The sequence below is a fragment of the Bradyrhizobium guangdongense genome (assembly GCF_004114975.1).
GTDB lineage: Bacteria > Pseudomonadota > Alphaproteobacteria > Rhizobiales > Xanthobacteraceae > Bradyrhizobium > Bradyrhizobium guangdongense.
This window is the reverse complement of sequence record NZ_CP030052.1, coordinates 755,527-776,051: the sequence shown is the minus strand read 5'-3', so window position 1 is coordinate 776,051 and position 20,525 is coordinate 755,527. Positions and strand designations below refer to the sequence as shown.

Annotated in this window: 18 protein-coding genes and 7 pseudogenes; 15 read left to right on the top strand and 10 right to left on the bottom strand. The window is 58.0% G+C overall.

Annotation, left to right across the window (positions count from 1 at the left end; all coding sequences use genetic code 11):
* Nucleotides 1-5 precede the first annotated feature (5 nt).
* From X265_RS39325 to X265_RS39310, 4 genes are all read left to right on the top strand, one after another.
* A complete protein-coding gene (locus X265_RS39325) occupies nucleotides 6-1,322 on the top strand; it encodes an NAD(P)/FAD-dependent oxidoreductase (protein WP_128929613.1) in 1,317 nt (438 codons plus the stop codon).
* A gap of 29 nt (nucleotides 1,323-1,351) precedes the next feature.
* Nucleotides 1,352-2,173 (top strand): pyrroline-5-carboxylate reductase family protein, encoded by an 822-nt coding sequence (locus tag X265_RS39320; RefSeq protein ID WP_164933845.1) that lies wholly within the window; start codon nucleotides 1,352-1,354, stop codon nucleotides 2,171-2,173.
* 204 nt (nucleotides 2,174-2,377) lie between these two features.
* On the top strand, nucleotides 2,378-3,784 hold the full coding sequence (locus X265_RS39315) for an MmgE/PrpD family protein (protein WP_128929611.1): 1,407 nt from the start codon (nucleotides 2,378-2,380) through the stop codon (nucleotides 3,782-3,784).
* Nucleotides 3,785-3,946: 162 nt separating this feature from the next.
* A complete protein-coding gene (locus tag X265_RS39310; protein ID WP_128929610.1) occupies nucleotides 3,947-4,603 on the top strand; it encodes a GntR family transcriptional regulator in 657 nt (218 codons plus the stop codon).
* 81 nt (nucleotides 4,604-4,684) lie between these two features.
* Here the strand turns inward: X265_RS39310 and X265_RS39305 are convergent, their stop codons facing one another.
* The 3 genes and pseudogenes from X265_RS39305 to X265_RS39295 all read right to left on the bottom strand — a co-directional run.
* The gene (locus X265_RS39305) at nucleotides 4,685-5,032 is read right to left on the bottom strand and encodes an ATP-binding cassette domain-containing protein (RefSeq protein ID WP_371746379.1); all 348 of its coding nucleotides are present in this window, start codon (nucleotides 5,030-5,032) and stop codon (nucleotides 4,685-4,687) included.
* Entirely contained in the window at nucleotides 4,996-5,598 is a 603-nt protein-coding gene (locus tag X265_RS39300) for a plasmid pRiA4b ORF-3 family protein (RefSeq protein ID WP_128929609.1), read from the bottom strand. Before X265_RS39300 ends, X265_RS39305 begins: the two co-directional genes overlap by 37 nt.
* Nucleotides 5,595-5,981: pseudogene (locus tag X265_RS39295) on the bottom strand (IS66 family transposase); the annotation flags it as partial. The pseudogene X265_RS39295 and the gene X265_RS39300, both read right to left, overlap by 4 nt.
* 115 nt (nucleotides 5,982-6,096) lie before the next feature.
* On the opposite strand from X265_RS39295, the pseudogene istA reads away from it, so the two are divergent.
* From istA to X265_RS41845, 3 pseudogenes are all read left to right on the top strand, one after another.
* Nucleotides 6,097-7,587: pseudogene (gene istA, locus X265_RS39290) on the top strand (IS21 family transposase); the annotation flags it as partial.
* Between the two features lie 8 nt (nucleotides 7,588-7,595).
* A pseudogene (gene istB, locus X265_RS39285) lies at nucleotides 7,596-8,318 on the top strand (IS21-like element helper ATPase IstB); the annotation flags it as partial.
* Between the two features lie 211 nt (nucleotides 8,319-8,529).
* Nucleotides 8,530-8,929, top strand: a pseudogene (locus tag X265_RS41845) (3'-5' exonuclease); the annotation flags it as partial.
* 280 nt (nucleotides 8,930-9,209) lie between these two features.
* On the opposite strand, the gene X265_RS39275 reads toward X265_RS41845, so the two are convergent.
* The 5 genes from X265_RS39275 to X265_RS39255 form a co-directional block, all read right to left on the bottom strand.
* Nucleotides 9,210-10,871 carry a hypothetical protein gene (locus tag X265_RS39275; protein WP_128929607.1) on the bottom strand — a complete coding sequence of 554 codons (1,662 nt, stop codon included), beginning with the start codon at nucleotides 10,869-10,871 and terminating at the stop codon, nucleotides 9,210-9,212.
* Nucleotides 10,868-11,089 (bottom strand): hypothetical protein, encoded by a 222-nt coding sequence (locus X265_RS39270; RefSeq protein WP_128929606.1) that lies wholly within the window; start codon nucleotides 11,087-11,089, stop codon nucleotides 10,868-10,870. The genes X265_RS39275 and X265_RS39270 overlap by 4 nt, the downstream gene beginning before the upstream one ends.
* 15 nt (nucleotides 11,090-11,104) lie before the next feature.
* Entirely contained in the window at nucleotides 11,105-11,905 is an 801-nt protein-coding gene (locus tag X265_RS39265) for an SAM-dependent methyltransferase (RefSeq protein WP_194408521.1), read from the bottom strand.
* A gap of 111 nt (nucleotides 11,906-12,016) precedes the next feature.
* Nucleotides 12,017-12,274, bottom strand: coding sequence for a hypothetical protein (locus tag X265_RS39260; RefSeq protein ID WP_128929604.1), 258 nt, complete (start codon nucleotides 12,272-12,274; stop codon nucleotides 12,017-12,019).
* Between the two features lie 240 nt (nucleotides 12,275-12,514).
* Nucleotides 12,515-12,706 (bottom strand): hypothetical protein, encoded by a 192-nt coding sequence (locus X265_RS39255; RefSeq protein WP_128929603.1) that lies wholly within the window; start codon nucleotides 12,704-12,706, stop codon nucleotides 12,515-12,517.
* A gap of 313 nt (nucleotides 12,707-13,019) precedes the next feature.
* Between X265_RS39255 and X265_RS42030 the strand changes: the two are divergent.
* Nucleotides 13,020-13,742, top strand: a pseudogene (locus tag X265_RS42030) (CBASS cGAMP synthase); the annotation flags it as partial.
* A gap of 52 nt (nucleotides 13,743-13,794) precedes the next feature.
* Here the strand turns inward: X265_RS42030 and X265_RS39245 are convergent.
* Complete coding sequence (locus tag X265_RS39245; protein WP_128929601.1) at nucleotides 13,795-14,214, bottom strand: GFA family protein; 420 nt, start codon at nucleotides 14,212-14,214, stop codon at nucleotides 13,795-13,797.
* A gap of 56 nt (nucleotides 14,215-14,270) precedes the next feature.
* On the opposite strand from X265_RS39245, the gene X265_RS39240 reads away from it, so the two are divergent.
* The 7 genes and pseudogenes from X265_RS39240 to X265_RS39210 all read left to right on the top strand — a co-directional run bounded on the left by X265_RS39240 (nucleotide 14,271) and on the right by X265_RS39210 (nucleotide 20,270).
* On the top strand, nucleotides 14,271-15,095 hold the full coding sequence (locus tag X265_RS39240) for a hypothetical protein (RefSeq protein ID WP_128929600.1): 825 nt from the start codon (nucleotides 14,271-14,273) through the stop codon (nucleotides 15,093-15,095).
* A 405-nt stretch (nucleotides 15,096-15,500) separates the two neighbouring features.
* Nucleotides 15,501-16,694 (top strand): Fic family protein, encoded by a 1,194-nt coding sequence (locus tag X265_RS39235; protein WP_128929599.1) that lies wholly within the window; start codon nucleotides 15,501-15,503, stop codon nucleotides 16,692-16,694.
* Nucleotides 16,695-16,752: 58 nt separating this feature from the next.
* Nucleotides 16,753-17,169 (top strand): hypothetical protein, encoded by a 417-nt coding sequence (locus X265_RS39230; protein WP_128929598.1) that lies wholly within the window; start codon nucleotides 16,753-16,755, stop codon nucleotides 17,167-17,169.
* A 179-nt stretch (nucleotides 17,170-17,348) separates the two neighbouring features.
* Nucleotides 17,349-17,948, top strand: coding sequence for a DUF6088 family protein (locus tag X265_RS39225; RefSeq protein WP_128955174.1), 600 nt, complete (start codon nucleotides 17,349-17,351; stop codon nucleotides 17,946-17,948).
* A pseudogene (locus X265_RS39220) lies at nucleotides 17,941-18,947 on the top strand (nucleotidyl transferase AbiEii/AbiGii toxin family protein). Before X265_RS39225 ends, X265_RS39220 begins: the two are co-directional and overlap by 8 nt.
* Nucleotides 18,948-18,998: 51 nt before the next feature.
* Entirely contained in the window at nucleotides 18,999-19,745 is a 747-nt protein-coding gene (locus X265_RS39215) for a restriction endonuclease (RefSeq protein ID WP_128929596.1), read from the top strand.
* A gap of 129 nt (nucleotides 19,746-19,874) precedes the next feature.
* Nucleotides 19,875-20,270 carry an AAA family ATPase gene (locus X265_RS39210; protein ID WP_164935606.1) on the top strand — a complete coding sequence of 132 codons (396 nt, stop codon included), beginning with the start codon at nucleotides 19,875-19,877 and terminating at the stop codon, nucleotides 20,268-20,270.
* Here X265_RS39210 and X265_RS39205 read toward each other — a convergent pair.
* Nucleotides 20,180-20,522: pseudogene (locus X265_RS39205) on the bottom strand (transposase); the annotation flags it as partial. The gene X265_RS39210 and the pseudogene X265_RS39205 overlap by 91 nt on opposite strands.
* Nucleotides 20,523-20,525 lie beyond the last annotated feature (3 nt).

Sequence of the window (20,525 nt, the reverse complement as noted above, 5' to 3'; positions counted from 1 at the left end):
CGGATATGTATCGCGCAAGCACGTATCAGATGCGAAGCGGTTGGAACGCGATGCTACCGCCTCGCATTTGCCGGCCCGCCCTCAACGGAAAGCTGAGCGTCGATCATGCCGTTGTAGGCGCAGGTTTCACTGGGCTCGCTGTTGCAAGAAGGCTCAAAGAGCTGGAACCCGAAACTGATATTCTCATCATTGACGGCGGAACAGTTGGCGAGAATGCTTCAGGTCGGAATTCCGGCTTTTCTGGCAGCGATCTGCCAACGGTGAGTATGGCATCGGCCAGCAGAGCTGACGCCTCAGCCGATGCTCTAAGCAAACAGAACGTCATAGCCGTATTTGATGCCGAGGGTTTGGCTTGGCTGAAAGACCTCGTGGCCCGGTACGGGATCGATTGCGGGCTTCGACAGGTCGGTTCGTTCAAGGCCGCTGTAAGCGAGCGAGCCGCTGCGGCTCTGTTGAGAATGAGCGAGAGCGCATCGACACAGGGCCGCACGCTTCCGGTTTACAAACAAGATGCTTTGGAAGAGCTAACCGGCACATGCTTTTATCGGTTGGCCATTCGATCCGAGTCTACACATCTATTTCAGCCGGCTGCGCTCGTGCGCGGTCTGGCAGATCATCTACCTTCTGACATTGTCTTTCATGAAGGAACCACTGTCAGCAACATCGAAAAAGTAGGTGAGCGTTGGCACTTGACTTGTCCGCAGGCGCGGATATCCGCGCGGAACGTCATCCTGGCCAACAATGCCTTTGTTAAGCTGCTGGGATACGGCAAAGATCGGTTGGTTTCCTTATTTACTTATGTGGGCGTGACGGAAAGGCTGGGCAACAGGGCACGTCTGCTCGGTAGTCTTCCGGAATGGGGCATGACGTCGGCCCAACGGGCCGGTGGTAGCACCCTTCGTAGACTTTCCGACGGACGCTGTATGATCCGCAGCCTCTATTCCTATGAGGCCGAGCTCAAGGAGAGCGTAATCCGACGAAGATTGCTCGATCGGTTTCGCCGTCGTTATCCGCATCTTGCGGATATCGACTTCGAATACGTATGGGGCGGAGTTACCGACGTCACGCGTGGAGGCGCTCCATTTTGGGGAGAGCTGGAGCAGGGGCTTTTTATAAGTGCCGGCTATAACGGCTCTGGTGTCGCGAAAGGTACCGCATTGGGGCGCCGTCTTGCCGAACTAGTCGCCGGCAAAGTCGCACAAGAAACGGTGACTGGACCGCTCGGCCGTCCCGGATGGCTGCCGCCCGAGCCATTCAGATTCGTCGGCGTGCGTGGCACGGCAATGTACGAGGAATTCCGTGCCGGTGCAGATGCAACCTGATCTCAAAGTTGGACCAGCAGGATAGGGAAATGGTGGTGATGAAGGAGTCCACTCGACTGCTGTTCTTCGGCGGGGGAAATATGGGTTCGGCTCTTATCCGAGGAGTACGCCAAGCACTACCTAATTTAAAATTGATCTTGGTTGATCCGGATGTCGGCCGAGTGGAAGACGCTGTGCGTGGTCTTCAAGGCGTATCAATCTTGCCGGACGCTCCGAGTTCATCATCAGGCTACGATCTGCTCGTATTGGCGGTGAAGCCGCAGAATGTTGCAACTTTCTCTGATGGACATCGACGCTTGCTGGCCGAGAGTCCGGTTCTTTCGGTTATGGCCGGCATGCCGCTTGGGCGATTAATGGAGGTATGCGGCAGTGCGAGAGTGGCGCGCGTTATGCCCAACCTTCCTGCGTTTGTTGGTCAAGGGACGAGCCTCGGCGTAACCGGGCAGACGTTTCCAATCTCGGCAAAAACGGCCGTAGAGCAAGTCTTCGCGCCAGTCGGCAAATTTGAATGGGTGGTGGACGCGGCATTGATTGACAAGGCTATGCCGTTCTACGCCTGCGCGCCTCGCTATATTTTCGCTTTTGCTGAGCAGCGGCGCAAGCGGCTGGCGAGGCTGGATTTTGATACAGAATTCGCTCAGTTGCTCGTTGCGCAGACGATGTTGGGTTCGGCGGCGATGTTAGCAGCTGATCCGCGCTCGCCTTCCGAGCTCAAGCGAGCCGTCATAAGTCCGGGAGGGACCACTGAGGCTGGCGTGATCGAAATGGAGCGTGAGGGGGCCCTTCCCAAGATAGTACGCGCTGCAACCAGCGCTGCGTATCGACGGAGTGTCGAACTAAGAAAAAGTTAGATTTGGGATCGCAAGACGATTGGGAGGTTCGAAAGTGTACGGCGAATTCTCGCCGAACTGGATGCGTAAGCGGCCGGATCGCGCTGCCGCGCACCGAAGGCGCGATTTGAAAAATGGCGGACCTATGCCAATCGAGCTCGAACCGAATTGGCCGGACAAAAACGTCTGGTCGGCATAATCGATAGATAAGCAAAAGGAAGCAAAATGAACGCGAAAAGAGCGTCAGACTCTCAAAAGCAGCGACCGGAAGTCGGCCGCATCCTTGCTGACTTCTGCGCGGAGCTGAAGTTCGAATCAATGTCCGCTGCCGCCGTCGAGGCCGCAAAGAGGGGCATTGCCGACACGTTGTCTGTTGCCCTAGCGGCGAAAGCTGAGGAAGTTGCGGGAGTCATGGGCGGGTTCTTCGCCGAAGAACCAGGAAAGGCACGTGTCTGGAATACTGCGCTGCGAACGACAGCTCGAAATGCTGCTCTGGCCAATGGCGCTATGGCTCATGCGCATGACTTCGACGACGGTAATTATGCGATGGTGGGGCATCCATCCGCCCCAGTATTGCCCGCTATCCTTGCGCTCGCAGACGAACTGGCAGCTTCGGGTGCAGATATCATTGCGGCCTATGCGGCCGGTGTCGAGATGGAAGGCCGTCTCGGCATCGCCGTAACCTATGAACACAATGGTCGTGGCTGGCACACAACTTCCTCGCTCGGGACATTCGGAGCTGCCGCTGCCGCCGGAAACCTGTTGGGGCTTGATGGCAAGCTCATGCTAGAAGCCTTCGGAATTGCAGCCTCGCTTGCATCTGGATTACGTCAAAACTTCGGATACATGACCAAACCGCTACATGCAGGATTCGCAGCGCAGAACGGCGTCCTTGCCGCCAAACTTGCTAAGGCCGGAATGCGATCAAGCCCTAATGCGATCGAGGGGCACGAGGGGTTTTTCGATCTCTTTACAGATCCAGAAAAGCTGAACGCGGACGAAGCAATCCGCGATCTTGGCCTATCCCTCGAACTCATCCGCAATAACCCCAAGCTTTATCCGACATGCTCGCTTGTACATCCGGCCCTGGATCTTGTAACGGAGGGTATTGCGAGTGGCGAAATCGTGGCGGACGACCTCGAGGTCATCAATGTGGGCGTCAGCTACCATGCTTTGAATTTAATGCGATACAACGATCCGAAAGATGCACTGCAGGCGAGGTTCAGCATCCCGTATTGCATAGCGGCGGCATTGGCGCATGGCGACGTAACGCTTGGGAGTTTTTCCGACCAGTCCGTTGCCGGAAATGAGATCCGCGGCCGCATGGGCAAAGTCAATGCCTATGTTCATCCCGACCTGTCAACCAAGGAGCAGTTCGAAAAGGTCTATACCAAAGGAGCCGCCTTTACCGAAATCGAAGCGGTTCACAAGTCGGGGAAGATCCATCTCAAGCGGCAAAGCGTGGCGGTCGGCAACCATCAATATCCGGCTCCGCCTGAAAGGCTCCGACGAAAATTCGAAACGTGTGCAGCGCTTTCTGTTGGAAAGCCGAAAGCCAGGGATCTTTGGAATATGCTGATGAAACTCGAAACTGTGCAGTGGTCGGAAGTCGATAGCCTTCTGGATGAGTAGTCAATACAATCTGTCAGAATCAACATCTGCTGGTGGTGGGTATTTAGGGAGAACAACGGAGGTCGGAAGGCCCAGAAACGCTTGATGTTCGGGTGAGCGAATTGCTTTCGTCCTCCTTTTGTATATAATTTCGGCAAAGAGGATACATTTGAGGCGAAGTTTGTGACAGAACTGGACAATCAACAAAGGCCTTCGGCGACTGAGACGGTGAGAAAGCTTCTCCGGGCTGACATTCTTGCTGGGACATTCGCCCCCGGCGAGCAGCTTCGCCAAGAGGAATTGGCGGACAAATTCGGAACGAGCCGCATTCCGGTAAGGGAGGCCTTGCGACACCTCGAGGCGGAGGGTCTGGTCACGCTCCTAAACAATCGGGGCGCCAAGGTAGTCTCATTCACTTCGGCCGAGGTGATCGAATTGATGGAAATTCGCATTGCGCTGGAGTGCCGCGCGTTGCGTCTAGCCATTCCTAATATGATTCAGAGTGATTTTGATGAGGCCAAACGTATTCTCGTGGAATACGACAAGAAAAGCGACCCCGCTCAATGGGCGGAGATGAACTGGAAGTTTCACGAAACCCTCTATATCCCCTGTAATCTACCTAGATTGCTGTCTCTTATCGAAGGCAACTACGGGCAGGTGAGCTTGTTCGTCCGGGCACAAGTCTCTATGGCGTCAGGCAAGAAAACGCCGCAAGAAGAGCATGTGGATATCTTAAAAGCTTGCCGCGCCGGGAACGTTGAAAAGGCCGTCGATCTTCTCGAAGCACATATCTCTAACACCAAGAAGGCGCTCATGGTGCAGCGCCGTAGGAGTCGGTGAGCGCTCCTATTGCTGGCGCGGAAAGCGTACTTTCCTTCACGCCACCGGCGTTTCCTGAATCTTCATACTGCGGCGGTTAGATCAACCCAGTACTTTATCGAGAAATACCCGGGTCCGTTCTTCGCGTGGCGTACCCAAGATCGAACTTGGTGCACCGTGCTTGACGATGACGCCGCCATCGGTGCAGTAGCCATGATCCGCCACTTCGCGAGCGAAGCCCATCTCGTAGGTGTCGAGAATGCAGGTCATGCCTTCTGCGGCGAGATCGCGAATGGTGACCAGATCCTCCTTCTTTGTTTCCGGATCGAGCGCGGCAGGACCTCGTCGAACAGCATTACCTTCGGATTCATGGTAAGTGTAGCTCTGCGGCCCTTTTGAATGGCGCTTGACGCCTATTTTGTTCGCGTAGCGCGCCGCCGCGGTTTCCATATGTCGGACAACGCGTTGACGGCGGCTTCGAGCGCCTTCCGGTCGACGACGTTGGGATCGAACCGCCCCGGGCCCCAGAGGCGCATATGTTCGTGGTCCGGATGGGCGGGGTCTCTGATGGCTTCGAGGTATTCGGCATAACCCGGCGCACCGCCTACGTCTTCCGGAGGACAACGACCGGCGGCCTCGAGCAAGAAGGGAAGTCCCTCCGTCGTGGTGTTCTCGAACCATTTTTCGAGCTTGATCACATGGTCCCAGCTGTCGCCGAAGTCATAGAGATAGTGGATCGTCTTGGCGCCGGTCTCGCGAACGATGTCGCAGAGGCGCGCTTTGCTCGCATCCATGGGCTGGTGGCCGTAATCGTTGTGGGGATCAGGAATTCCCCAATGAACATCGCCAGCGAAGAACTCGAAGAGGTGACCGTTCGTCCAGCCGAATGCCTCCTGAAGCGTCAGATGCAACCGATCAAGGCGCAAGGTGACGGGTACGACGAGGCGACGCATCACCGCCGGCTTCACATCCTTGAGGGTCACCTTGATCCGGACCGCGGTCGTGTTCAGGTTCATGCCGCCAGCCTCGGATCAAGTGTATGCATCGTATAGGTCGACGCCCAGGGAAGCAGTTCGTCCAACCGCGCCGCAGGCCAACCATTGACGAGCTTGGCGAGAACGTCAGCGAGCCAGTGCTCGGCACTGACGCCATTGAGCTTACAGGTCTCAATGAGCGAAGCCAGCAATGCCCAATTCTCGGCACCTTCGTCGCAACCGGCAAAAAGGGAGTTCTTGGCGTTGAGCTTGATCGGCCGCATCGCACGCTCGACAGCATTCGTGTCCAATTCGATGCGCCCGTCATCAAGGTAGAGCGCCAGGCCGTTCCAATGACGCAGCGCGTAACGCAAAGCCTTCGCCGTGTCGCTCTTCGGTGCAAGGTGATCAAGCTTGGCCTCAAACTGTCATTCGGCCTGCAATATTGACCCCCTAAGCCGGGGGATCGGCGTCCAAAATTGACCCCCTACAGATTGGTCTGTTGCGCTGCCTGCTTTGGAACGAAGCAGGTGGTGGGGGATGCTGATCGTGGAGACGATTGCCCGGATCCGGCGCGAGCACTTCATCAAGGGCAAGACGATCAAGGAGATCGCCCGTGACCTGAAGGTGTCGCGGAACACGGTCCGGAAGGTGCTGAGGTCGGGAGAGACCTCCTTCGAGTACGAGCGGCAGGTGCAGCCGCGGCCAAAGCTGGGCCGATGGGCAGTAGAGCTTGACGGATTGCTGGCGGCGAACGCGGCCAAACCGGCTCGTGAACAGCTGACGTTGATCCGGATCTTCGAAGAGCTGCGCCGCCGCGGCTACGACGGCGGTTACGATGCGGTGCGGCGTTACGCCAGGCGCTGGAGCAAGGAACGCGGGCAATCGACCGCAGCCGCTTATGTCCCGCTGAGTTTTGCCCCAGGCGAAGCTTACCAGTTCGACTGGAGCCACGAGGTGGTCTTGCTGAGCGGCACCACGGTGATGGTGAAGGCCGCCCATGTTCGGCTCTGTCACAGCCGCATGCTGTTCGTGCGGGCCTATCCGCGGGAGACGCAGGAGATGGTGTTCGACGCCCACGACCGTTCGTTCGCGCTGTTCAAAGGCACCTGCACCCGCGGCATCTATGACAACATGAAGACCGCCGTAGAGACGATCTTCGTCGGTAAAGGGCGTCTCTATAATCGCCGCTTCCTGCAGATGTGCAGCCACTATCTGGTCGATCCGGTCGCCTGCACGCCAGCGTCGGGCTGGGAGAAGGGGCAGGTCGAGAACCAGGTCGGGCTGGTCAGGGAACGCTTCTTCACGCCGCGGCTGCGGTTCAAAAACCTCGACGAGTTAAACGCCTGGCTGCTCGACAAATGCATCGCCTACGCCAAGGCTCATCGCCATCCGGAGCTGGTCGATCAGACGATCTGGGAAGTGTTCGAAGCCGAACGCCCCAAACTCGTTCCCTATGCTGGCCGCTTCGACGGCTTCCATGCGGTGACGGCATCGGTCTCGAAGACCTGCCTGGTGCGCTTCGACAACAACAAGTACTCGGTCGCAGCCAGCGCAGTCGGACGGCCGGTCGAGGTTCAAGCCTATGCCGATCGCATCGTGATCCGTCAGGATGGACGCATCGTTGCCGAGCACCCGCGATCCTTTGGCCGCGGCGATACCGTCTACGACCCCTGGCATTACGTGCCGGTGCTCGCCCGCAAACCCGGCGCCTTGCGCAACGGTGCTCCCTTCAAAGACTGGGTGCTGCCGGCCGCGATCGAGCGGATCCGGCGCAAACTTGCCAGCACGGACGATGGCAATCGGCAAATGATCGACATCCTCAACGCGGTGCTGACTGACGGTCTGCCCGCGGTGGAAGCGGCCTGTGCCGAAGCGCTCAGTCACAGCGTCCATTCCGCCGATGTCGTGCTCAATATCTTGGCCCGTCAACGTGAACCCGCCCCACCGGCCAACATCATGACGCCGGCCGCACTGACGCTCCGTCATGCGCCGATCGCCGATTGTGCCCGCTACGACAACCTCCGGAGGACCATCTGATGGAACGAACCCAAATCTTCGACCTCATGGGCGAACTCAAGCTCTACGGCATGAAGGCTGCCTTCGACGAGATCATGGCAACTGCCGTCAAGCGCCAGCACGAACCTCAGCGCATTGTCGGCGACCTGCTCAACGCCGAGATCAACGAGAAGCAAGCCAGGTCGATCAAATACCAGCTCACCATTGCCAAGCTGCCGTTGGCCAAGGACATCGCCGACTTCCAGTTCGACGGCACGCCGATCAATCAGACTCTCGTCAATGATCTCGCTGGCGGCGGCTTCATCGCCCAACAACGCAACGTCTTGCTGGTTGGCGGCACCGGCACAGGCAAGACCCACCTGGCCATTGCCATCGCCAGAAGCTGCATCCGATCCGGTGCCCGTGGCCGCTTCTTCAACGTCGTCGACCTCGTCAATCGCCTCGAGACCGAGACCCGCAACGGACGGCAAGGACGGCTCGCCGAGCATCTGACCCGGATGGACTTCATCGTGCTGGATGAACTCGGCTATTTGCCCTTCGCCCAGTCCGGTGGCCAGCTTCTCTTCCACCTCGTCAGCCGGCTCCATGAGCGCGCCTCCGTCATCGTGACCACCAATCTCGCCTTCGGCGAATGGCCGAGCGTGTTCGGCGACGCCAAAATGACCACCGCGCTGCTCGACCGATTGACCCATCACTGCGACATTGTCGAAACCGGCAACGATAGCTGGCGGTTCAAGAGCCGAGACGACGATCACGCCACCGCGCTCGTCTCGCCTCCGCTATCCCGGCCAGCTCCGACGAGACGAGCGCTACCAGCAAAGCCCGCCGCACGAAGGGGTCAAAATTGGACGCCGATGAGGGGTCAAATTTGCAGGCCGATTGACAGGCAAATCGCCGCTCTTCATGAAACCGCGGTATGATCTGCCGTGGCTGGCGCAATTCGCAGCAGAGATGGCGGCGCGCTGTTGGCCGGTCTTCGAGACGAAGGCTTGGGGATGCTCGGCTACCGAGGTCGACTGGCGGAAGCATGGCTTCGAGGGGTCGCGTCTCGGCTACCTGTTGAACGGTGCCGGCCTCTTCCACCATGCGCATCGCGCGGTCGACGATTGCCACGCTTTATTGGAAATCCTCTCGATCGACCTGCCGACAACAGGAGAGCCTGCTCTCGCGCTCCTGCTCGGGACCGCCCGCAAGCCGACGCTGCGGGTGTGGGCGGAGCAATCCCCGTTCGATCTCAAGGATTTACTCAAGAGGCGCGGCTATCGCGGGAGCGACGGCAGCGACGGTCGGTCCAAATCCTGGGTACATCGACGTCTGCGAGACAGCGTCCGAGGACGAGATCGCTTTCCTGAAGGCGATCCAGTCGCGCAGACCATTGATGCTGTGGAATCCGTCGGAAGCATAACATCGGATCGAGGGGAATGTGCTCTGCATCATCTGGGCCAGCGCGTGTCCCGGACCGAGGTCGAGCGCGCGGTCGACCCCTTGCTCCGCAAGAGCCTCCAGTGTCGTCTGCCCAGGCGATCAGGCGTGCGGCTTTGTAAGCGAGCTTGGTCGTTCCGGCGCCGAGAAGATGCTTTCTGTGCCATCGTCGGCGAGGAGGATTCGCTGAGACGAGACCGGCGCCTTTGTGCTCATCGAACAAGCGCAGTGAACAGCCCGACCAGCAGGCCTACGACCGTAACGAATAGACGGAACCCGGACTCAAGCAGCGAATCGAGTGTCGCCTGCTTCTGTTCGTAACTCTTCGTCAGTTGGGCGATCGGAAACGCGCTTTGGTAGGCATCGTTGAATCGACCGTAGATCACTTCACCGGCTACCCACACAGTGCCGAAGCGGCTGATCAAGTTCATGAACTTCCGCTTTTGCAGCAAATTCTGCCAAAGCGGTTCTGCTAAGCTGAAAGCGACCACCGAGATCGACAGCCAGAAGAGGATGGAAGCGCAAACTTCCAAAAGCCTCGCTGGCCATCTCAAAAGTGTTAGCGGCCACGATGCCCGCACAGATGCGTAAATGATGACTACTGCAACAAAGAGAGCCACCAGCGAAATTAAGGCTACAGCGAGCGGGTTACGCCAAGTCCTAGGATGCAACTCGGTCCGAACGTTCTCGAGATCGCTCCCTAGTCGTAAATTCACGTGCTGCAGCGAAAACAACTGCATGACCGGGACCTCGGCGAGGAGCATCAACTGGAAGAGGTCGTCGAGAATCGAGTCTTGCACCGTCTGCCCGGCCTTCGGCCTTGAGAACGGCATCTCCGCATGGATTTCGACCGTGCTCGCACGCGAGACCAGGATCACCCCATAGTCGTATTGTAGTAGATTGGCCTCGAACGCCTGTTCGACCTCGGAGGCCGCAATGGTTTGGTCCAAGAGGCGGTAGCGGTTGTTGATCGAAACGATCTCCTGCCCTGTTTTCCCCTCTTTGAGGTCGGCCGCATTTCTCGTGTCCGCGACGGAGGAAACGTACAAGAAAGGATAGGAGAAAGACGGGTCTTGTTCATCACCCTCTTGACTTGGTTCCTTGAAGTCGCGCGAAAGATCCGGATACTTCTCTTGAAATCTGGCCCAGTAGGCTCGGGCACGTTCCAAGACTTGCCTATAGGTCTCGTTCCATCGTCGCAGCTCGGGATGAACCGCAGGACGCTCGGGGGGCTCGGTGAATAAGGCCGGAGATTCTTCCCGGAACATCTGCAGGTAAAATTTTGCAAGGTCCGAGACCTGCTCAAAGGGGGTCGACCTGTGAGCCACCTTCAGACAGCCGAAAGCCGCAGCGGGGTCGGTCAGCTTGAAGAGGTCAACCGCTTGCAAAGCATCGCACGCATGGATTGACCCGATTTTCAGCCAGAAGGCGATCGTGCCGACGCCCGTCCCAGGGAAGAGTGAAACGATCGCCCTGAAGCGAGGATTCTCAATCGGAAATTTCCGCGGCTTTTTAGCCTCCTCTCTATCAGGCTTCTCTTCAAGCTCTTGTTTATAGAGGTCGAATTTTTCGATCGGCACCTCGATGCTGAACTGAGTGACCTCGCGCCAAGCCGGTTGCGCCTTGTAGATGTTGTCTCTAGCTTTGCCGAATGCCTTGACCCAGCTTGGTGTCGCCGCTTCGGGCGTCTGCTGGGGGGACGTCGCTGCCTTGGCCGTCTTTTTTTCAGACTTTACTCGCGTGAAGTGCTTCGTGCTCCCGCATCCCCCAAACTCATGAATATTGGGTTGGTACAAGAACGGCATAATCGCCGCCGCGTAGACTTCGCGGTACGGCGGGGGTGAGTCCTGTTCGGGCTCACCTGTCTGCGTCAAGCCTGCGCAGCCTTCCGTGACGCCACACGCCTGATATCGGCGGTCGCCAGGAAACCGGCGATCTCGCGCACGGGCAACTGCGCGACAGCCGACCGCTCGGCTGATGACAGCTGTGTGAATTCCGGCATTGCTCTGATTTCACGGGCGCAATCGTCGGGCGCCGTCAGCAGCAACTCCTTCGCTCTGGCGAGCACGCGCTCAAGTGGGCCGGTAGTCATGGCAAACGTCCCGTTTCAAAAGCCGTTCTCGCGACCGCCATTGGCGGGGTCGATCGGCGGAATGTAGATTGTCGTCGCGTAATTTACCCCATCCGCCGCCAGGCTCCAAGCGCAAAGCGGAACGGTCAGAAACAGCGGCTCCGCGCCGCTCTCATCGAGGTCGCAAAAAGTTATGCGGTGGTCGGCGGGATACTGCTCGAGCAGCCGCTCCATCAATGGTGCCAGCAATGCGGGAGCCAATGCCTGCTCGCCGTCTGCGGTGGGGATCCGAAAGCTGCCGATTTGCGCGACGAGGGTCGATCGCCACGGATTGATCGAGGCTGTGCCTTCGACCAAGGGATCGGCCGAGATGACCTGGAAGCCGGCCGGGCCGACCACAAGCGGCAATCGTGCGATGATGGAATCGACGAATGAGACACCTGGTACGACGTGCGTCCGCAGACCTCTTGCCGGTGCGCCGGCTATCATCAAACGAACGGGCTCGTCGAGATACATCGGATGCCCGTAGGTCAAATACGCGACCGGACGCTCCCTGGTCGCCTTTTCGAAAATATGGGCGGCGACATCTGCGTAAATCTTCGCTCGCTCTTTCCCTTTTTCGTAGAGGTGCTCGATGTTGACGAAATCAAGCCCGTTGCTTTCGAGAAACGACCGGAGATTGGGGCTTGGCAGCGTCGTATATGAGACCACCTGACGCAGGATCGAGAGCGCTTCCAAAGTGACGTCTCGCGCAGGCAGGATTCCGCATCCGATGAGGTAGAGATCGGCGGTCTTGATCGGCGGGTACTCCGGCGAAGGTGGACAGCTTTGCGACATCACAGGTCGTTTTTACCCCAGTTCCTTCACTATCCGCTACTCCTGCCCGGAGAAATCCGGAAATTGGGAAGCGAATTCCGCTTGCCCCATCCACCCGCTCTCCTCTGTCGCCTAGCCAGCACCAGAGTTCCGGCTCGCGCGTGCTGCCTTGCGCCCTTCCTTCGCCACCTTCGCGATCGCGACGTCGAAGTTGGTCCGCCCGCGGCGCTTGTGCGGCACCGGGGGATGATCAAGAGCGGCGATGTCGTAGCGCGGGTACTTCTCGATCTCGGCCGCTATCGTCTCGATCCAGCAGTCTCCGTAGTCGTTGCCCGCGTTCGAGTCCTTGGGACGGTGGCCGGTGATGAAGCCTTCGACCTCGCGGTCCATCTTGACGTGCCTCGCCACGCTCTTGAACAGATGGCGCCAGCCGTGGTTGGGCTTCACGTCGTAGGGTATGTTGATTCCGGGACCGTGAACCCATTCGCCGATCCGCTCCGCGAGCTTGTGGAATTGAGGATGCCCTGACCGTTCCGCCGCGACGACGTTCCGGATCGTAGAACAGAGGCTTCTTGAGCTTGGCGCGGGTCGCCACTTACCTCGGTCGAGTTCGCCGCCCGGGCAGCCCCGTCACGCAGGCGGGCCCATTGAGCCTCGATGGCCACGTTGACGGCGCCGATCTTGATGTTGGCCCTGGCGTTCGTCCTTGGTCCCCAGAGTGGCCCAGAGCTCGGTCTTGCCGACCAGGGGCACCTTCTTGCGGATCCAGTAGTTCTCGGAGGTCGGTCGCTTGATCGGCTTGGGCATCTTGAAATTCGACATGGTGGAGCACCTCGGTGTGGGACCGGCCGTACAAGAACCCCTGAAAATGAAGGTTAGGCTTGTAAACAAGGGGTCCGCGACCCCGAAAGGGGGTGAGTCCCACTCTCTCTGCCAGATCGTATTGAAATCACTTATATTTTTTTGAAGTTTTGTTACAAACCACGGCTTGCCCACCGGAAGACCGAATCCTCTCGCATTTTTAACTGGGAAAGAAGGCGCGTTCCGGCGGGACCCTATTTGTTCACGTCACCTCTCGTGTCTGGGCAGCAGCCCACCACATTTTGTTGATATTCCGCTCGATTTGGGGGTGATAATGGCTCTACTCAACTTGCATCGCGCATTCACTGACGCGGCGACCGAGAACGACTATCTCGCCCGGCTCACGGTACCGGAGCCGCGCGAGGGAAAGCTCCGCAAGGCACGTGACGAGATCCGAGAGACGCTTAAGGCTGGATTTTCGGATTGGCAACGCTTCGCGGATCGTAGTTTGGTTATGGAAACGACTGCCGTTCGGAAGGGCGCGACCGAACCTCGATTGCGTCTGAAGTTCCGTATGCAGGGTAGTGCCTCGCCCGCGTATCGCACGCTCAATGATCCGGCACATCCGCCGCAGCAGATTGATTACGACGATGGCGTTTACCTTCCGGTCTCGTTTCTCGCCAAGACGGGAAACCCCGTGATCGCGGCCGCAGGTTACTACCGGTTGGTCGAGACGGTCCTTGCGCCGCTCTGCGAAAAACGAAAATGGACGTTGGATAGACGAGCCAAAAAATGCGTCCGCGTCGTCCTCGACAGCAAAGCTTACATCGACCTTCCGCTGTACGCGATCCCGGATCAGGAGTTCGTTCGGCTGGCCGAGGACGCCGCATTGACCAAGCGGGCTGACAGCGCGCTGTTTCTTGATGCAGAGACGCTCGATGACGAGATATACGAGCGCCTCAATCAGGACGAACTCCGGCTCGCTCTTCGGGAAGGCAAGTGGATCGAATCCGACCCTCGTCTGCTCGAAGATTGGTTTAAGCAGGCGGTGGCCGACCTCGGACCGCAAGTTCGACGCGTCAATCACCTCGTCGGCGCGGGGCGAGATTTCAGCCTGAATTTTCCGGGTGGTAGTTTTCCCGAAAGTGCTTTACGGCACCCTCAATTTGAACCCAGTCGTGTTTCGATTTCTCAAAAACCGATATGCCGGGAGCTGGGTACTTTGGATTTGCCATCGCGCCGACTGCAACACCGATCATCGAAGGCAAGCTGGTGACTTTCCAATAGACCGTTGATCCGCACTGCGGACAAAAATAGTTATGCATTTCCCCGCCGCTTGCAGCGGCATGTGCGAACTCTTTTGAAGTTCCTGAGACGGTAACAACCTCCGCGGGGTAATATGCTCCCACGCCGAACGGCGCACCTGTTCGACGTTGACAGTCGATGCAGTGACAAGCAACGACTATCTTGGACGGTTCTTCCGGGAGCGAGAGCATGACTGCACCACAGTTGCACCTTGCGTAGACCATAGTAATTCCCCATCGTCGTCCGAGACTCACTGCAAAGCACTAGGCTAGCAGATTAGTTGCGCGAGGAGAGTGCGAAAGCGACGGCCCAGGCCGCGCGCGTTCTCGATGAGACCGCCGACAAGATAACTTTGTCCGGCGACTACGTCCGATCGGACAGCGGTTCGCCGGTGCTGGATTCGGATGGCCGGGTGATCGGACTTATGATCGAAGCGACCAACCAGCCGGGCAGCGCGACGCAAGGCATCGCAATTCCGGTGACGCGCTTCGCATCGATCCTCAGCGGTCCGACCGCGTCACCGATCGCGCGAAAAGCCATTCCGAGCATGGCCGAGCTCGGCGGAACCAGGCCGACGAGCACGGCCGTAGATGCTATCGAAATCGCGGTTTCAGGGTGCGTCTTTCTCGGAAAACGTTCGGCTCGGCTCGCCAAAAATACGCCCGACATGCCTTTCGGATTGAGTACTCTGCAGATACTCCTCGACGCAGATAAGCGTGGATTCTTGATGGGCACGAGGCTTTCCCCGGATATCGCAGTCAACCTCCGATCCGATTGTCCGGTCGTCGAGTCTGGATCCGCCTACTACTCGCCCGCGCGCGTCCAATTGAAGCCCGGAGACCGGGTGACACTCTCCGAGATATTGCCGTTGAACTACCTCGACGACGTGTTCTTCTGGGCGCGAGTAACCGCTCGGGGGAGCAACAGTGGTTCGAACGACAGTAACGCGGGCATCGACCCAAGTGCGGCCCCAGCGGACGCCGGCTCGCTTCAAATCGGCGAACGTGATGTCTGCGGCAGCGCTTTACTTGGCCTCCTTACCGTCATCGGTCAGCGCCACGCAGGCGTTTGCCCAAGACCGTGGCCGATGCACGAACTCGGGTAGGAACGCCGCAGCGCAGCACTCGCCGTCATGGCCGCTATCCGCACGTCACGGCGCGCGAGTTTGCCGAATATGTCGCGCGAAGATTATAAACATCCCAGTACGTCGGGACTGGTATTTTTCGTAGTGGGCGGCGAGGCATATGTATGTACCGGCCAGCGAGGAGGGCCGTTGGGTGAGAGGACTGCCTATGAAGAACCTTTCATGTAGAGATCGCAGGACCGGCCAAAATACCGGCCAATCGAAACGTTAAAGGTCTAAAATATGCTTTAAAGTCAATGCCTTGAATGAAAGTTCCAGCGGTCACGAAAGCGCAATCGGAGATCGGCCAATAAATGGGCCAAATTCGGTTGTAATTTGGAAATTCATGCGTAAAATCAGCTAGTTAATTTGCGATAAGATCGGCCAATGGCGATAGAAACACCCCAGCGCATTGAGCCGGCGCGGCTTGAGGAAACGTCCGAGGCCATCGCGGATGTGGTTGCCGACCTGTCGGCAGCCTCGGCCAGGCTCGGTGTCGGGCTTCATCAGCGCACAGCTGCGAACCTTGCCAACTTGGTGCGGCTGATGAACACCTACTACAGCAACCTCATCGAGGGCCATAACACGCGGCCAAAGGACATTGCTCGCGCGCTCGAGGGGGAGCTTGACCAAGACGAGGGCCGTCGCAACCTTCAGCTGGAGGCCGCGGCACATGTACGCGTGCAGACGGAGATCGATCGCCTTACCGCCGACAGCGAGCTCGGTGAGCCGGCCTCAGTGGAGTTTATCAAGTGGTTGCATCGTGAATTCTATCGAGGGGCGCCGGGCGATATGCTCCAAATCCGCGGCAACGACACGACCTTTATGATGGTGCCCGGCGAATGGCGGTCGAAGCCTGAGCATGATGTTGCGATAGGCCGTCACGTTCCGCCATCTAGCGAGCGTGTTGACGACTTTATGCGCTATTTCGAGCAACGCTACGCCTTCAGGCCGCTGAAAACAGCCGGCCGAATCATGGCGATCCCTGCGGCGCATCACCGCTTCAACTACATCCATCCGTTTCCTGACGGAAACGGCCGCGTTAGCCGCTTGATGAGCCACGCTATGGCCCAGCTGGCCGGCATCGGTTCACACGGGTTATGGTCGATTTCGCGCGGCCTCGCCCGAGGCCTCAAATCGCCGAGCGAGTACAAGCGCATGATGGATATGGCGGACTCGTCACGACAGGGAGACCTCGACGGACGGGGCAATCTTTCGCTGAAGGCGCTCAACGAGTTTGTTCTATGGTTTCTCCAGGTCTGTCTTGATCAGGTGAAGTTCATGGACGGGCTGTTTGAGCTTGATAACCTAGGCTCGCGCTTAAACACCTATGTCGAACGCAGCGACACGCTCAAGCCAGAAGCAAAGCGCCTCCTCGAAGAGGCGCTGGTTCGCGGGCAGTTCGAGCGTGGTGACGTCGCCCGGATAACGGGTTTGCCTGAGCGCACCGCGCGTCGCGTGCTTGCTGACGTGCTTGCCGACGGCGTGCTCGGATCAGACACGCCCAAGGGCGCGGTATCGCTCCGCTTTCCGGTTGAGGCCTTGGATGTGCTGTTTCCGCGATTGTTCCCGGAAACGTGATTGCGGGAGTGAGTGGTAGGAGACTCGTTACGCCCCTGAGCGCGCCCAGACACCCGTAATGCCGCGGGAGCGCAGGAAACATGTCGCGCGCCATGGAAAACTGCCCCCTCACAGCGACATCGACATTCCGGTTCGGGTGGATCAGCCAGCAAGGGCGAGAGTCGTCGTCACGTATCGTTATCAGGTGCTCCTGCTTTCCAAATTGCTGAAATCCCAGATTGAACAAGACGCGCAACCTGTTCGGCCGCGCGCCTTGGCTATGCAAGTTTTCGCCAGTCGGAAATCGCCGGCATGTGATGACGTGCCAATTCGTGACCAAATAGAAACGTCCGTTTCGGCTCCAAATAAAACCCATGGCAATGTCCAGGCTCTCTTCATTGAAGAGCTGTTCGAGCGGCACGACAGCCAGCGAGTAACGATCAATTCGGGTCATCGGAACCTCGGTGAATTAGCTTGCGTGACGGATTCCTCATGACACTATCTTAGGGTGCGGGCGTGCGATCCATCAGCCCGCTCGGGAACAAAATCCAGCGTGTTTCGACCTACCTGCTTGATGAATTTAGCAGCTAACCTGCTGATTTTGCTTGGCAAGCATGCTAAGTATTGCAGGCTGTCAGAAATCACTATCTATTTCTGACAGATAGGAGGAGGGGCATGCAGACCGTAGCTGAGCGCATTCTGGAATATGCCCGAACATTGCCCGAAGGCGCCTTGATTGGTGCTAAGGATGCTTTGCATTTGGGGAGCCGTGCAGCGGTCGATCAAGCTCTGAAAAGGCTTTCTGAGCGCAACGAGCTGATGCGCCTTGCTCATGGGTTCTACGTCCTGCCGGTCAAAACCCGGTTCGGTGTACGCGCACCGCAAGCGGAGAAAGTCGTCCAAGCGCTCGCTGCCACGCGTGCCGAAACAATCGTCCCGCACGGGGCAGCAGCTGCAAACGCACTTGGTCTTACGACCCAGGTGCCAACGAAACTCGTCTATCTGACGTCTGGTCCTGACCGGGAGCTTAAGCTCGGCGCACAAACCGTTGAGGTGAAGCATGCGCCAGAATGGATGCTGTTTCCGGCAAAGCCGGCTGCCGGGCAAGCCATTCGCGCCTTGGAATGGCTCGGCAAACGGCAAGCGAACGATGCGCTGCGGGTCCTTAAGCAGAAATTGTCGGCGGAAACGTTGCAAGACCTCATCGCCGTGCGCCCCGCTCTGCCTGCGTGGATGTCAAAATCGATCAGCCAATCGCTGCTAAGCTATGGCTGAATCCTTTCTGACGTTTTCTGCCGAAGATCGGCTTGAGGCACTTGGCGTTGCTGCCACCGCCTCAGCCGACCCATTCATTTGCTTGAAAAAGATAGTTGGGTCGTATGGGCCTTGCAGGGCCTGTTTGAAACGAAGCTCGGCGAACATCTCGTTTTCAAGGGCGGCACCTCGCTCTCAAAAGGTTATGGCATCATCCAGCGCTTCTCCGAAGATATCGATCTCACCTACGACGTTCGTCAGATCATTCCCGAACTCGCCAAAGGCGATCACCCGATACCCGAGACACGCGCCCAAGCCGACAAATGGACGAAGGCTGCGCGCGAAAAGTTAGTCGTGTGGGTCAAAGATGAAGCCCTGCCGGTTCTACAGCAACATGCCGCGGCGACGGGTGTGAATGTAAAATTCCGCGTCGATGCGGATGTGATCTATATCGACTATCACCAAGTCTCCGAAGGTTCCGAATATGTAGCGCCGTCCGTCAAACTCGAATTCGGTGCTCGATCAACCGGCGAGCCGGCCGAGATACGCCAGGTCACATGCGACGCAGCATCTTATCTGCCGGAATTATCGTTTTCGGCAGCGGCGCCCAAGATCATGCTGCCTCAGCGCACCTTCTGGGAGAAAGCCACCGCCGTCCACGTCCTTTGCGCCCAAGGCATCAAAGGCGATCGCATCTCCCGCCATTGGCATGACCTTGTGAAGCTTGATGATGCTGGCTATGCCAAGGCTGCATTCGACGATCAGGATCTCGCAAACGAAGTCGCCGACTGGAAAAGCAAATTCTTTCGCACAAAAGATCGGGACGGCAACGTGATTGACTATCATGCCGCCGTTTCCGGCAAACTCCAGCTCGTCCCTGACGGTGAAATGCGCAAAGAACTTGAGGCCGACTATCAGAAGATGGTCGATGCCGGTTTGCTTCTCGGCGACGCCATGCCTTTTGCCGGTCTGATGATGCGCTGCGCAGATTTGCAGAAGCGTGCCAACGAGCGACATTGATGCGCCGCCGCCCTGTCCATCGTCGGCTATGTTCATTCAATCGCCTTTCGCATGATCACATCGAGAACCCCCTCAAGCTGGCAAGATCTTCAGGAACAGTCCGCACGCATCTTGGCGGAATGCGGGTTTGCCGTCGAAATCGAAAAAAAGGTGAAGCTTGTTCGTGGCCAAGCGGAAATCGACGTCTATGCCGAGGAAACTCTGAAAGGACGAAAATACATCATCCTTTGTGGGTGCAAGCATTGGAGGGCCGCCGTTCCCCAAACCGTGGTTCATTCCTTTCGCAGCGTGATGACGGATGTCGGCGCCCACAAGGGCTACATCATCTCGAGTTCGGGCTTTCAGTCGGGAGCCCGCGATGCCGCGCAGATGACAAATGTCGAGTTGGTCACCTGGGATCAGTTTCAGAACGCGTTCGAGCCGAGTTGGCTCGAAAATTGTTTCACTCCGGTGATCACAGCGAAGCTCGATCCGCTGATGGGCTTTTCCGAGCCGTTCCTGCCGCCCTCGTTTCCCCATTGGCCTGAGGCCGATCAAAACGAATATCTTCAATTGAAGGATGAGCTCGATCCCCTCGGCTGGTTCGCGATGTCGATGGCTACTTATTCGAGGATTCTCCGCCATAGCAGTTATCCACCGCTGCCGCTCAAGAATATTCCCGATCCCACCGAGAAGTATAAGGGGCTTCCCACGGATATCATGAGCGCCGTGGGTTATCGCGATCTTCTCGACGCCACACTTCACCATGGAGAAGCGGCGATTGCGAAATTCCGCGCGGTCAGAGATCGCAACAAGTAAGCCAGCATTGAACCATCTGTCGAACAGTTGAAGCAGTGTCGGTCTCCGACTGATCAGACCGACTTCAGCTTAGCGACACGCATGTAGCGGGTATAGCTGCGGGTACCCGCTGGTTGCGAGTTCGAGTTTGTGACAAGCGAAGGAACGACGGTAAAGGCGGGTGCGGGCAATAGCTTGAGCAATCGCCTTGCAGTCTTCAATGAAGATTTCATCGACCTGAATCTGCAATGGTCGGCTGGTCGGGCCAAACCCGTCTTCTACATCGGCCGAGAACAGGCCGAGTTAGCCGCCGAGCTTGCAAAGAAGGAGGCAGCGCTACCGGTTGCCAACGAACGCAAGATCGCGGCAGAAGCGCTCTTTCGCGCAAAGGAGCAACAGCTAGCAAACTTCAAGCGTGCGCATGCTCGTACAGTCTCAACAGAGCTGCGGCAGGGAAGCCGATCGCGGTTCTTGCAGAACACGGTCGCGTCCCACACCGAATCGTCCGCAGACAAGCCGACGAACCAGCGAAACAGCAGGTTGTAGTCAAGCTGCTCCATCATGCCGTTCCGACCGCACCGTGTAGAACGCCTGCAGCAACAGCGCTCGCAACAGCCGCTCCGGAGGGATCGATGGCCGTCCTTCGCGGGCATACAGCCGATCAAACGACCGCGACAAATCCTTCAGCGCCGCATCAACGAGTTCCCGGATCGCTCGCAGCGGATGGTCCGCCGGGATCCGGGTCTCCAGCCGCACGTAGCTAAAAAGGCGTTCCGCATGCTCATCTTCGCCGCGCATCCC